General features: G+C 61.4%; 14 protein-coding genes and 2 tRNA genes. 9 read left to right on the top strand and 7 right to left on the bottom strand.

Annotated elements, in window-relative coordinates; genetic code table 11:
• The first annotated feature begins 48 nt into the window (after positions 1 to 48).
• The 4 genes from ectA to thpD are packed head-to-tail and all read left to right on the top strand — an operon-like array spanning position 49 to position 3,254.
• Positions 49 to 570 carry a diaminobutyrate acetyltransferase gene (gene ectA, locus ACTCHC_RS07715; protein WP_463021903.1) on the top strand — a complete coding sequence of 174 codons (522 nt, stop codon included), beginning with the start codon at positions 49 to 51 and terminating at the stop codon, positions 568 to 570.
• An 11-nt stretch (positions 571 to 581) separates the two neighbouring features.
• The gene (gene ectB / locus ACTCHC_RS07710) at positions 582 to 1,871 is read left to right on the top strand and encodes a diaminobutyrate--2-oxoglutarate transaminase (RefSeq protein WP_463021902.1); all 1,290 of its coding nucleotides are present in this window, start codon (positions 582 to 584) and stop codon (positions 1,869 to 1,871) included.
• Between the two features lie 4 nt (positions 1,872 to 1,875).
• Positions 1,876 to 2,274: an ectoine synthase gene (locus tag ACTCHC_RS07705; RefSeq protein WP_463021901.1), complete on the top strand. Its 399-nt coding sequence runs from the start codon at positions 1,876 to 1,878 to the stop codon at positions 2,272 to 2,274.
• Positions 2,275 to 2,297: 23 nt separating this feature from the next.
• Positions 2,298 to 3,254, top strand: coding sequence for an ectoine hydroxylase (gene thpD, locus ACTCHC_RS07700; RefSeq protein WP_463021900.1), 957 nt, complete (start codon positions 2,298 to 2,300; stop codon positions 3,252 to 3,254).
• Between the two features lie 188 nt (positions 3,255 to 3,442).
• Here the strand turns inward: thpD and ACTCHC_RS07695 are convergent.
• Both ACTCHC_RS07695 and ACTCHC_RS07690 read right to left on the bottom strand, forming a co-directional pair.
• Positions 3,443 to 3,518: transfer RNA gene (locus ACTCHC_RS07695), tRNA-Thr, on the bottom strand.
• 50 nt (positions 3,519 to 3,568) lie between these two features.
• Positions 3,569 to 5,227: an ABC transporter permease gene (locus ACTCHC_RS07690; RefSeq protein WP_463021899.1), complete on the bottom strand. Its 1,659-nt coding sequence runs from the start codon at positions 5,225 to 5,227 to the stop codon at positions 3,569 to 3,571.
• An 87-nt stretch (positions 5,228 to 5,314) separates the two neighbouring features.
• Between ACTCHC_RS07690 and ACTCHC_RS07685 the strand changes: the two genes are divergently transcribed.
• Positions 5,315 to 6,190: a hypothetical protein gene (locus ACTCHC_RS07685; protein ID WP_463021898.1), complete on the top strand. Its 876-nt coding sequence runs from the start codon at positions 5,315 to 5,317 to the stop codon at positions 6,188 to 6,190.
• 9 nt (positions 6,191 to 6,199) lie between these two features.
• Here the strand turns inward: ACTCHC_RS07685 and ACTCHC_RS07680 are convergent, their stop codons facing one another.
• A complete protein-coding gene (locus ACTCHC_RS07680) occupies positions 6,200 to 6,457 on the bottom strand; it encodes a DUF2312 domain-containing protein (protein ID WP_463021897.1) in 258 nt (85 codons plus the stop codon).
• A gap of 131 nt (positions 6,458 to 6,588) precedes the next feature.
• Here ACTCHC_RS07680 and ACTCHC_RS07675 point away from each other — a divergent pair, with 131 nt between their 5' ends.
• Positions 6,589 to 6,804 (top strand): hypothetical protein, encoded by a 216-nt coding sequence (locus ACTCHC_RS07675; RefSeq protein ID WP_463021896.1) that lies wholly within the window; start codon positions 6,589 to 6,591, stop codon positions 6,802 to 6,804.
• Between the two features lie 95 nt (positions 6,805 to 6,899).
• Here the strand turns inward: ACTCHC_RS07675 and efp are convergent, their stop codons facing one another.
• Positions 6,900 to 7,463 carry an elongation factor P gene (gene efp, locus ACTCHC_RS07670; RefSeq protein WP_463021895.1) on the bottom strand — a complete coding sequence of 188 codons (564 nt, stop codon included), beginning with the start codon at positions 7,461 to 7,463 and terminating at the stop codon, positions 6,900 to 6,902.
• A 217-nt stretch (positions 7,464 to 7,680) separates the two neighbouring features.
• Between efp and ACTCHC_RS07665 the strand changes: the two genes are divergently transcribed.
• A complete protein-coding gene (locus ACTCHC_RS07665; RefSeq protein WP_463021894.1) occupies positions 7,681 to 8,001 on the top strand; it encodes a DUF6280 family protein in 321 nt (106 codons plus the stop codon).
• 73 nt (positions 8,002 to 8,074) lie between these two features.
• On the opposite strand, the gene ACTCHC_RS07660 is transcribed toward ACTCHC_RS07665, so the two are convergent.
• The 3 genes from ACTCHC_RS07660 to ACTCHC_RS07650 form a co-directional block, all read right to left on the bottom strand.
• Positions 8,075 to 8,944, bottom strand: coding sequence for a hypothetical protein (locus ACTCHC_RS07660; RefSeq protein ID WP_463021893.1), 870 nt, complete (start codon positions 8,942 to 8,944; stop codon positions 8,075 to 8,077).
• Positions 8,945 to 9,018: 74 nt separating this feature from the next.
• On the bottom strand, positions 9,019 to 10,389 hold the full coding sequence (locus ACTCHC_RS07655; protein ID WP_463021892.1) for a TolC family outer membrane protein: 1,371 nt from the start codon (positions 10,387 to 10,389) through the stop codon (positions 9,019 to 9,021).
• A 103-nt stretch (positions 10,390 to 10,492) separates the two neighbouring features.
• Positions 10,493 to 11,146 carry a protein-L-isoaspartate O-methyltransferase family protein gene (locus tag ACTCHC_RS07650; RefSeq protein ID WP_463021891.1) on the bottom strand — a complete coding sequence of 218 codons (654 nt, stop codon included), beginning with the start codon at positions 11,144 to 11,146 and terminating at the stop codon, positions 10,493 to 10,495.
• Between the two features lie 125 nt (positions 11,147 to 11,271).
• Between ACTCHC_RS07650 and ACTCHC_RS07645 the strand changes: the two genes are divergently transcribed.
• Together ACTCHC_RS07645 and ACTCHC_RS07640 are read left to right on the top strand one after the other, a co-directional pair.
• A tRNA-Cys gene (locus ACTCHC_RS07645) sits at positions 11,272 to 11,345 on the top strand.
• Positions 11,346 to 11,593: 248 nt separating this feature from the next.
• Positions 11,594 to 12,709, top strand: a complete 1,116-nt coding sequence (locus tag ACTCHC_RS07640) for an efflux RND transporter periplasmic adaptor subunit (protein ID WP_463021890.1) — start codon at positions 11,594 to 11,596, stop codon at positions 12,707 to 12,709.
• Positions 12,710 to 12,711: the final 2 nt, after the last annotated feature.

Below are 12,711 nucleotides of genomic sequence, written 5' to 3'. Positions count from 1 at the left end.
CTGATGCCCATATCCAAGACACACGATCAGGACATGCCGGCTGTCACAATGCGGCAACCAACCCCCGAAGATGGCCCCGCGATCTGGCGGCTTGTCCGGGACTGCCCGCCGCTGGACGTCAATTCGATGTATTTCAACCTGATCCAGTGCGACCACTTTCGCGACACCTGTATCGTCGCCGAAACCGATGGAAATGTCGTCGGCTGGATCTCGGGACATATCCCGCCCAATGCAGCCGATACATTGTTCATCTGGCAGGTGGCCGTCGCCGCGCAGGCGCGCGGTCGTGGTTTGGCCCAGGCAATGCTGCGCGCGCTGGTGGCGCGGCCGGTCTGCCGGACGGCACGCCGGATACAGACGACGATCACCGATGACAATGCCGCATCCTGGGCTACTTTCGCGGGTTTTTCACGACAGATCGGCGGGGGCATGACCAGCACCCCATATTTCGATCGCGACACCCATTTCGGCGGGGCCCACGAGACAGAAAACCTGGTCACGATACCGCTGCACGCCGCTGCGGATCAGGGCATCCGACCTTCAATACATGCCGCAAATCAACAAAACTAAGAGGTTTCAACATGTCGACCATATCCTCCACCAAAGCCGGTATTTTTTCCGGCCGCGAAAGTCAGGTTCGAAGCTATTGCCGGTCGTTCGACACGGTCTTTACCCGGGCCCAGAACGCCTTCCTGCACGACACCAACGGACGTGAATATATTGATTTCCTGGCTGGCTGTTCTTCACTGAACTATGGCCATAACGACCCCGTCATGAAAGAGGCGCTGCTGCAGCATATCGCCGGTGACGGGCTGGCCCATGCGCTGGACCTGCACACCGACGCCAAAAGTGATTTCCTGCGCGCCTTTCAGGATATCATCCTGAAGCCGCGTGGAATGGACTATCGGCTGCAGTTCACCGGCCCCACGGGCGCCAATGCGGTTGAGGCCGCGATGAAGCTGGCCCGCAAGGTGACGGGCCGCCACAACATCATTGCCTTTACCAATGGTTTTCATGGCGTGACGATGGGCGCGCTGGCGGCCACCGGCAACGGATATCACCGCGATGGTGCCGCCATGCCGCTGCAGGGCGTCACCCGCCTGCCCTATGACGGGTATCTGGGTGACAGCGTGGATACGGCAGATCTGCTGGAAAAGATGCTGAACGATGCCTCATCAGGGCTTGATGCCCCCGCGGCCATCATTCTGGAAACCGTGCAGGGCGAAGGTGGGCTGAACGCGGCATCGCCTGCCTGGGTGAAACGGATCGCGGGTCTGGCGCGCGAACATGGCGCGCTGCTGATCGTGGATGATATTCAGGCCGGCTGTGGCCGCGTCGGCACGTTCTTCTCCTTCGAAGGCATGGGCATCAAGCCCGATATCGTGACCATGGCCAAATCGCTGTCCGGCTATGGCCTGCCGATGGCGCTGGTGCTGATCCAGCCAGAGCATGATATCTGGAGCCCGGCCGAACATAACGGCACGTTCCGCGGCAACACCCATGCCTTCGTCACCGCGACGGCCGCGATCAAGACCTATTGGGCCGATGGGGAATTCGAAGCCCAGATCGCCCGGAAAGCCACGCTTGTGACCGAAGAATTGCGCAAGGTCGCCGATGCGATCCCCGGCGCCCGCCTGAAAGGACGTGACATGATGCAGGGCGTCGACGTCGGATCCGGCGAACTGGCCGGGGATATCTGCGCCCGCGCATTCGAGGGCGGTCTGATCATCGAAACCTCGGGCCCAGATGACGAGGTCATCAAGGTGCTGGCCCCGTTGACCACACCGGACGCCACACTCAAGGCGGGGTTCGACATACTGCATGCCGCGGTGCGCGAGACAATGCATAAGAACAAACTGGCGGCGGAGTAACAGCATGATTGTCAGAGACCTGAAAGATCTGAAAAACACGCATCGTGACATTGCACACCAGCAATGGACATCGGTGCGCATGCTGCTGGCCGAGGACGGGATGGGATTTTCATTCCACATCACCACCCTGGCCACAGGCTCGGAACATCAGTTCCACTACAAGCACCATCTGGAAAGCGTCTATTGCATATCGGGCCGTGGCTCGATCACCGATCTGGGCACGGGCGAGACGCACCAGATTCACCCCGGCGTGATGTATGCGCTGAACGCCCATGACCGCCACATCCTGCGCGCCGAACAAGAGCTGGTGATGGCCTGCTGCTTCAATCCGCCCGTCACCGGCGACGAAGTGCATCGCGAAGACGGGTCATACGCACCGGCGGCCGAGCTTGAAGAAACCTGAAAAGCTGAACGGAGGCATATTCGATGAATAGACAGACACGCGAAGATTTGCATTCGCAGGCCGATCCCTATGCGACGCGCCTGCCGGATGGTGAACGATGGATAGAACGCGCCGACCCGGTCGTCTGGACAGGATCGCAGCCAGAGGGCGACCACGCGCCCCTGTCGGCGGACGATGTCGCCAGCTATGAACGCAATGGCTATCTGGTCCAGCGCGACCTGTTCACCCCTGACGAGGTAAGCGCCCTTGTCCAGGCGGCGACAGAACTGCGCGAGGCGCCCAAAGGCGCGTTGGGCGATGATGCCGTCTATGAACCGGGCGCCGAAGAACTGCGCACGCTGTTCCGGCTGGAAACCCATCACGCGCTGTTCGACCTGCTGGCGCGATCGCAGCGGGTGGCCGGGGTGGCGCGGCAATTGCTGGCGGATGATATCTATATCCATCAGTCGCGCCTGAACTATAAGCCCGGCTTCACCGGCAAGGAATTCTATTGGCATTCCGATTTCGAGACCTGGCACGCCGAAGACGGTATGCCGCGCATGCGTGCGCTGTCGGCCTCGATCCTGCTGACCGACAATGACGCGCTGAACGGCCCGCTGATGCTGATGCCAGGCTCGCAGCGCGTCTTCATCGGCTGTCAGGGCGAAACCCCGCAGGACAACCACAAGACCTCGCTGCGCAAACAGGAAATCGGCACGCCTTCACAGGACAGCCTGTGCCGCCTGTCCGACCGGTTCGGCATCGACCATGTCGCAGGGCCCGCGGGCACGGTGATCTTCTTTGACTGCAACACGATGCACGGATCAAACGGCAACATCACACCGAACCCGCGTTCGAACGCCTTTTTCGTGTTCAACGCCGTATCGAACAGGCTGACCGCGCCCTTTGCCGCGGTCCGGCCCCGCCCGCCCTTCCTGGCCCGTCGCAAGGGCTGCGAACCGCTTGCGCTGCATCGCCAGCCTTTGTCGGCCAGCGCCTGACGGCACCGGAACACCCACAGTTGCCGATGCGCCTGCGATCCTCGCGGCAGGCGGTCCATGCCGCCCGCTGCGCCTGAATACGAAATGCGGCCTCACGCACCGACAGGCCTGATTTTGTTCAACGATCAAAACGGTGCCGCCCTTGGCGGTGCATCACCGGCGGCCCATTTGAATGCAAGCGGATTGAATGGTGCCCCCACACGGACTCGAACCGCGGACCCTCTGATTACAAATCAGATGCTCTACCAGCTGAGCTATAGGGGCATTGCCCTGCATTTAGCGGCAGCCGAATAAACGTGCAAGTGCAAACGGGTCTAACGACTGGCCCGTGCCAGCAACAAGACCGCCAGCAGGCCCACGCCGATCACCAGCAGCGCCGCGGGCGAAGCATCGGCGATGTTCTCCAGCGATGCCTTTTCATAGACCCGCGTGGCCAGCGTGTTGAAACCGAATGGGCGCAACAGCAAGGTGGCCGGCAATTCCTTGACGCAATCGACAAAGACCAGCAACAGCGCCGTGCCGACAGATCCGCGTATCAGGGGCAGATAGACCGCCGCCAGCGCCCCCCGGGCACTGCGGCCCAGCGATCGCGCGGCCATGGGCAGGCTGGGTGGTATACGCCCCATCGCGGCATCCACTGCCCCCTGTGCAACAGCGAAAAAACGCACCACATAAGCCAGCACAACCGCGAAGGCCGATCCGGTGACAAGCAGCCCGATATCAACCCCAATCGCGGCCTCTATGAAATCGGCCAGGGCGTGATCGAAGGCCGCCATCGGGATCAGGATGCCGACCGCCAGAACCGCGCCGGGCGCGGCATAGCCAATCGTGGTCACTGGCAACAAAAGTCGCGGCAAGGCCCGCCCCGACAGGCGCACCCCATAGATCAGGAACAACGCCGCAACCACCGTCAGCCCCGCTGCCGCCCCGCCCGCCCCCAGCGTATGCAGCAGGGCCGGCATCAATTGCGGCGCCGTCCAGCCACCCTGCGCGCCCATTGCATGGGACAGGATCACCCCCCCCGGCAGCAGGAAGCCAAAGCCGAAAGGGATCACGCACAGCGCCGTTGCTCCCCAGCCCCACAGGCCGCCCAGACGGATCGGGGCGATCGGGCGTATGTGACGCGGAGGGTTGAAATACTTCATTCGCCGCCGGCTGACCTTTTCCATCGCCATCAGCACCAGAATCACCATCAGGATCACCAGCGCGATCTGCGCCGCACCGCCAGCATTGCCCCCGTCCAGCCATACGCTGAAGATGCCCGTTGTCAGCGTCTGCACGGCAAAGAAATCGACAACGCCGAAATCATTGACCGTCTCCATCATCACGATGGCCGTTCCGGCCGCGATCGCAGGGCGCGCCAGTGGCAGCCCCACCCGCCAGAACCGCCCCAGCGCCCCCGCGCCCAGGGCACGGGCAACCTCGTACACGCCGCCCGATTGTTCCCGAAATGCCGCGCGTGTCAGCAGATAGACATAGGGATACAACGCCGCCGACAGGACCAGAACCGCCGCGCCGCGCGACCTGATCTCGGGGAACCAGTAATCGCGGGCATCCGACCAGCCGAACAGCGCGCGCAGGCCCGTTTGAACCGGCCCGGCATATTCCAGAAAATCCACCAGCGCATAGGCCCCCACATAGGCCGGGATCGCCAGCGGCAACAGCAACAACCATTCCAGCCAGCGCGACAACGGAAAGCGATACATCGTGATCAGCCAGGCCGCCCCGGCCCCGACCGCCGCCGACAGCCCCCCCACCCCGATCATCAAAAGCGCGGTATTGCCCAGATAGCGGGGCAAGGTGGTTCGCATCAGATGGGGCCAGATGTTTTGCACCGGGTTCAGCGCCAGAAAGACCACAGAAACGATGGGCAGCAAGACCAGAACGGCAATCAGCACCGCCCCTGCCGACCACGGATCAACCCGAAGCGGCCAATGGATCGGGCTTTTTGTCCGAGTGTTTTGGTCAATCATAAAATGCCATTACCGCAATGTGCCTTCACTGTCCAGAAAAGCTGCTGTATCACACGTTCATACAACCCGTGGTAAGTTAGGGGTCATATGCAGGTCGTCTATCATCTGGGGGCGCATTGCACCGACGAAGACCGGCTGCTGAAATGCTTGCTGAACAACAAGGGCCCGCTGGGCGGCGAGGGAATTCTGGTTCCCGGCCCCGGCCGCTATAGAACCGCCCTGCGCGAGGCGATGATCTCTCTGCGCGGCGCACCGGCCAGTGCCGAAGCGGAACAGGCGCTGCTAAACACCCTGACCGATGGCGCGCAGGGGCGCCGGCTGATCCTGTCGAATGCGTCCTTTCTCAGCGCCCCCGACCGCGCGCTGGACGCCAATGCGATCTATGCGGCGGGCGATCAGAAATCCTTTTGGCTGACGCAGATATTTCCCTCGGCACAGGCCGAACTGTTTCTGGCTATCCGCAACCCCGCGACCTATATCCCCGCCCTGTTCGAAGCCTCGCGCGCGGCCGATTTCCGCAGCTTCATCCGCGATATTCCCGTGCGAACCCTGCGCTGGTCCGATACCGTGCGTCGCATGCGCGACGCCAATCCCGATGCCATGCTGACCGTATGGTGTAACGAGGATACGCCGTTGATCTGGACAGAGCTGTTGCAACGCCTGTCCGGCCACCCGCCCGGCATGCACATGGACGGCGCCGATGATTTCGTGGCCGGCCTGATGTCAAAAAACGGCCTGAAACGGATGCGCGACTATATCCAGCGCAACCCACCCGGCAACGAATTGCAGCGCCGGCGCATCACCGCAGCCTTTCTGGACAAATTCGCCCTGCCCGAAGAAATCGAACTGGAAATCGACCTGCCCGGCTGGAGCGAAGACCTGATCGAGGATCTGACGGAAATCTACGAAGAAGACCTGTTCGAAATTGAGCGGATGGACGGCATCACCTTCATAACGCCGTAACCCGCCCGCCTACATGCCCAGCGCCTCTTTATACATCTCCAGAATCGCCTCTTCCTCGGCAATGTCATCGCGGTCGCGCTTGCGCAGCGCGATAACCTTGCGGATCACCTTGGTGTCATAGCCGCGCCCCTTGGCCTCGGCCATGACCTCTTTTTGCTGGTCGGCGATATCTTTCTTTTCCGCATCCAGCCGTTCGATCCGCTCGATAAAGGCCCGCAATTCGTCTGCGGTCACGCGATAGGTCGTGTCGGATACTATGTCGTTCATCTGGGCCTCACCTCGTCTGCGGATTCAAGCCCCGCGATAGCGCCCGCCGCGGGCGCCCGCAACCCCCCGGTGCACTTGCACTGGCCAGCATGATCGGTTACCCGCCGGTTCAAACCAAAGGGAGCATCGCAATGGATAGTCTGATCTGGGCCGGGGCCGCCATTTCCGTGATCGGTCTGGCGGGGTTGCTGCGGTGTATCCAGCTGGCACTGCGCGCCAAACGGGCCGGCCTGTCCGACGATGCAATACGCGCGCGCCTTCAAAAGATCGTGGCCCTGAACATGGGGGCATTGTTCGTGTCGGTGATCGGCCTGATGATGGTCATTCTGGGCATCAACCTGGGCTGACACCATCTCGCCCTGTCGCATCTTCTTGGAATAAATACTCAATAAAACGCCGCCGTTCATGCAACGGCGGCGGTTCCTGCCAATCCGCGTGAAGATCAGGCGCGCTCGGAATATTCCATCGTCTCGGTGTTCACCACGATATCTTCGTCGGGGCCCACGAAGGGCGGCACCAGAATACGCACGCCATTGTCCAGGATCGCGGGCTTGAAACTGTTGGCAGCGGTCTGGCCTTTGACAACCGGCTCTGTCTCGACGATCTTGCAGATCACCTTTTGCGGCAGGGTCGCGTTCAGCGCCTCGTCCTCGTGATATTCGATATGGACGGTCATACCGTCCTGCAGGAACGGGCGGCGTTCCCCAAGAATCTCTGCCGGCAGTTCGACCTGCTCATAGGTCTCGGAATCCATGAACACCAGCATCCCGTCGGTTTCGTAAAGGAACTGCTGATCCTTCTGGTCAAGGCGCACCCGCTCGACCTTGTCGGCGCTGCGGAAACGCTCGTTCAATTTTGTGCCGTTGCGCAGGTTGCGCAACTCGACCTGCGCAAAAGCCCCGCCTTTACCGGGCTTTACGTGATCGACCTTCACGGCCGCCCACAAACCGCCGTCATGTTCAAGCACATTTCCGGGGCGAATTTCGTTACCATTGATTTTTGGCATGTGGCATTACTTCGCAAAAAGGTTGATCGGATTTGGTCCGCACCTATATATTGGCGAAGAACGCGTGACAAGACGACTAAATACGGTGTGCCCAGACCCTCAGCCATGCACTGAACGCATAGGTGATATTCCAAATGGACCATACCGAATCGTTGAATAAAAGTCGTATCCAAGCCCACGCCTGAAACGCAAGAGCAAGAATAAAAAGGACGACGAGATGAAGGATTTCGTTGATGGCACCGCTTTCAACCACGAGCAGGGCAACCGGTCGCGCAAGCTTTTCGCCGCGGTCGTGCTGGCCGCGCTGGATGACGCGATTGCCGATGACAAGAAATACGGTAACGGACCCGAGCAAATCGCCCGCTGGGCGCGTTCGCGCGACGGACGCGAGGTTCTGTCCTGCGCCGGTATCGACCCCAATGAACGGGTTGTGACCGGGCTGATGGAATTTGTCAGCCGCGGTGTGCGCACATCCGTGGCGCTGTCGCGCGAGGAAAGCGAACGCCGCCACCAGCAGGAACAGGCCGAAGCCGCCTGACCATCAGAAACCTGAACAGAAAAAAACGCGCCCCTTTCGGGGCGCGTTTTTCATTGTTCCGCATTAAGGATATCTAATCCAGTTCGCGGCTGGCCAGCGCGCGATTGATCTCGCGGCGCACCAGCTTGCGCACATTACGGGTGATCCGCTCGCCCAGCGCGCCCTGCAGCTCTTCGCGCACGATATCGCTGATCATCTGGCGCAGCATGTCTTCGTCCAGCACTGCGGGGTCTTCATCATCCCACAGGCCGCCGCTGCCTTCGGTCTCATCGGCCTCAGCGCTCTCGTCGTCCAGGTCGTCGGAAATGTCATCATCCGCGTCGTCCCTTACCTGCGGCTCGTCCGTCGGCACGCCATCGAAATCGAATGTTTCGAATTCACGCGGCGGCGTCATCTCGCTGCCATCGGGCTCCCAGTCCTCGTCGCGGGCGGAAATCGCTGCCTCAAGATCGGCGATCCGATCTTCGAGCGAGACATTGTCCCAAGGGTCGCCGGCAGGGGCGGCATTGGCCTCTGGCATGTCTTCTTCGGGATCGACATCCTCGATGGCCGTGTCAGCGCCGGCCGCGACATTGCCCGATGTCAGAAATTCGAATGTCTGGGATTCGGCAATCGCATCGGCCAACAGTTCAGATGCAGCCGCTTCGTCAATGGCATTGTCCAGCGGCTCGGGCGCCTGCTCCGCCGTGGCATCCGGTGGCGTGGCGGGCTGTGTAGCGATCCGGGGCTCCGCCCCGTCCGGGGTCTGGTCGGCCTGCGTATCGCTGTTTTCCTCCGCCTCTACTGGCGCGGATACCCGGAAGGCAGAGGTCAGAACCAGCTTGTCAGGTGCGTGGGACGCCGCCGGGGCAGCGGCGGGCTGTGGTGCAGGCTCGTCCGCGACCAGTCGCCGGATCGACGACAGCACATCCTCGATGTCCATTCGCTTGACTGGGTCAGACATGGCCGGCCTTTCCTTCTGCCTTTGAAAAAGAGTAGCGCGGGTCGCCCCCTCCTACAACATTTATGGCAGAGGTTTCATTTTTGGCCGATGCTTTTCAACACCTTGTCCAGCTTGTCACCCTGCACGCTGCGCACGGGCGCATTGCGCACCGCATCGTAATAGGCAGCCGGATCATAGGTCGGGATGCCCAGGTTCAGATAATCGACCGTCAGCAACCCCATCCGGGCCAGCACCTGATAAGCGGCGACATACTGGCCGGTGGTTGCCTGCACGCGCGCATTGCGGGCATCCAGCAGATCCTGTTCGGCGTTCAGCACATCCAGCGTGGTGCGCGACCCCAGACGGGCCTCTTCGCGCGTGCCCTCAAAGGCAAGCTGCGCCGCCTCGATCTGCTGATTGGCGGCGATAAGCTGCGCCCGCGTCACCGCCAGGTTCGCCCAGGCGCCGCCCAGTTGCTGTTCGACCTGACTGACCGTCTGATGCAGGGCCGCGCGCGAGGCATCGCGATTTGCCGCCGCCTGACGCTCTGACGATTTCAGCGCCCCGCCACTGTACAGCGTCTGGTTCAGTTGCAAGCCCACGCTGCTGCTGTCGCGGTCGCTGTCATATTGCGTATAGGCCCCCTGCACCGAAACCGAAGGGCCGCGCGCCGCGCGCGCCCGCGCCACGGTCATTTCCGCAACGGTCACGTCATGCTGGGCCGCCAGAATCGCCGGATGGGTGCGCACCGCGATCGCGCGCGCCTCGTCCAGCGAAGCAGGCAGAACCGGCGCGGTGGGCGCGCTCGACAGATTTTGGGGATATTGCCCGGTCGCGGCCTTGTACGCCTCGCGCGCTACGGCAAGGCTGCCCTGCGCAGCCGCAAGATTACCACGTGATGCAGCCAGAAAGGATTCGGCCAGCGATACATCGGTGCGGGTCACTTCGCCGACTTCGAACCGGTCCTCTGCCGCGCGCAGCTGTTCCGAAATCAGCCGAACATTGCTTTCCCCCAGCGTCACGGTTTGCGAGGCGCTCAGAACATCCATATAGGCCTGAACCGCGTCCAAAAGCACGGATTGTTCGACATTCACCAGACCGGCGCGGGCTGACAGGACGCTTTCCTTGGCGATGTCGATTGCCAGCCTGCTGGCCCCACCGTCATAGACATTCATGCTCAGGTTCAGCGATGCAGACGCCGCCAGGCCGCTGGGGCCCTGCAACGGATCGCTGTAACCGGCGTTACCGATAAAGGCCAGAACAGGGCGCAAGGCCGCGATGCTTTGCGCAACGCCTTCATCCGCAGCGCGCAACAGCGCCCGGTTCTGTTCCAGAAGATTGCTGTTCTTATAGGCCAGGATCAACGTATCGGTCAGCGTTTCCGCCCGCCCCGCTGTTGCCGATGCGCCACTCAGGGCCGCGAATGCCAGCAGTCCGACAACCGCACCACGAAAACCTTTTTTCATCTGATCCTGCCTCTGCCTTCAAATCAATCCAGACCGATCGGGCCTGGAATACCCCTGTTACAGCGCCGGTCTTCCGATTTTCTCTGCGTCTAATGCGCAGATTTCAAAGCGAAAATTCTGCCTGCCGCTCAAATCCCGGCAATACCGGGGCCGTTGCGTTGAAGACAAAGCGCCAAGTCACTGTTTCGCCTATCATATACCCGATCCGGCAAAGCCCCAAGGCCCCTTCCATGAAAATTGCGGCGATGCGGCCTCCGGGCCGCAATTGCGCAATCAGAGCGGGAGGGATCTGCTCTGCGCCACCCTGCAGGATAATCACGTCATAGGGGCCATGCTTGGCCGATCCGGCGGCAAGATCGCCTTCGATCACCGCGGCATTGTCCGCCCCATGTTCTGACAGCGCAGTCTGTGCAGCCGCCGCCATCCCCGCATCCTGTTCGACAGCAACCACCGCTTCGGCCAGTTTCGCGATGACGGCTGTGGAATAGCCAAGCCCGCATCCGACATCCAGAACCATCTCGGTGGGCTGTATATCCAGCGCATCCAGCATCTTGGCCAGCGTGCGCGGATCCAGCACAACGCGCCCGCCCCCCAGCGGCACATGTTCGCCGATATAGGCAGTTTCGCGCAGCCCCGGTGGCACATATGCCTCACGCGGGACCGTCAGCATCGCGTCGATGGTCGGGTATTTGGTGACATCCGATGGCCGGACCTGTGTATCGACCATCATCCGGCGGCGGGTGGCATAATCTGTCATGGATGAAACTCTTGGTCTGAAAGCGATCGGCCTTGTCTTGCCACAGAAACATTGGCACGGCAACATCCGCATAGGTTTTCAGACGCTTGCACCGGCAATGACCTTGCGCTATGTCGGCGCAGCCTGGCGAGTTGGCGGAGTGGTTACGCAGCGGATTGCAAATCCGTGCACAGGAGTTCGATTCTCCTACTCGCCTCCAGGCGCCTCTATTGGCGCAACCGTCTGAAAATCATGTGGTTGACGCTACGTCGCCCCGCAATTGACAGTTGCGCAAGATCAATTTCCACACCAAATACTTTGACAATTGAGATGCGCCCGGTTTTTTACGGGACCCATGACTGTATGAATGGTATTGTTTTTGAGACATAAGATGCGACAGATCGCCCCGGATTGCCGCGAAGACCGTCACATCTTACAACCGCCACAGTTGGCGAGGACAACCACATCATGATGAAAATATTCAAACCGTTTCACCGCTTTGCGGCCATCGTGGTTGCGATTGCCATGGTGGTCTGGGTCGCCACGGGCGAGTTTTCCTCGGTCGGCAGCGCGCAGGCGGCGCCAGAGGAAACCGCATCCGGCAGCGCACCGCAGGCTGACCCGCACGATGCGCTGAAAACGGTCGCCTATGTTACACCCGTTCTCAGCGATCATGCCCGCGCCATCGTGGTGCCCGGCGAGACCGCACCGGACAAGCGGGTAACGCTGGTGGCCCGTTCCAGCGGCATCATCGCAAAGCTGAACGTGACGCAAGGCCAGCACGTCGAGCAGGATCAGGTGCTTGCCTCACTTGAAGGGGCCGATATCCTGGCCGCGGTCCATACTGCAGAAACCCTGCTGCAACAGCGCCAGCGCGAGGCCGAAGCCGCGGAAAAACTGTTCAAGCGCGGCGATTATCCGCAATTGCAGCTGGATGCCGCGCGCTCGGCGCTGGCGCAGGCGCAATCGCAACTGGAACAGGCGCAATCCGGGGCCGATCGGCTGAATGTGGTCGCGCCCTTTGGCGGCATCATGGATGATGTCATCGCCGAACAGGGCAGTTGGGTGCAGCCGGGTGCCGAAATCGGCACTTTGCTGTCGCTGGACCCCATGGTGATCACCTGCGACATCAGCGAAATCGACGTCGGTATCATCCGGGTCGGCAGCCAGGCGGATATCCGGCTGGCCGACGGGCAGAAGGTATCCGGCAAGATCCGCTATATCGGAAACGAGGCATCGCGTCAGACTCGCACCTATCCGGTCGAGATCGAGGTTCCCAATCCCCAGGGCGCGATCAGGTCGGGCATGACGGCCGAAGTCACATTGCGCGCCCCTGCCCTGCCAGCCGCCAACCTGCCGGCATCCGCCGTGATCCTGTCGGCGGATGGGGCACTGGCCGTGCGGGTGGTCGATCAGGGCGGCATCGCCGCATCGCTGCCGATCCAGGTGCTGGATGAAAACCGTGATGGCCTGATTGTTACCGGGTTGTCGAAAGACAGTCGCGTCATCGTGTCGGGGCAGGATCTGGTCAAGAATGGCGAGCGGGTGAACGCCGTCATTTCCAAGGGCGCGGGTGCCCAATAGCC

This window comes from Actibacterium sp. (assembly GCF_055134745.1).
This window is presented reverse-complemented; position numbering and strand designations above follow the sequence as displayed.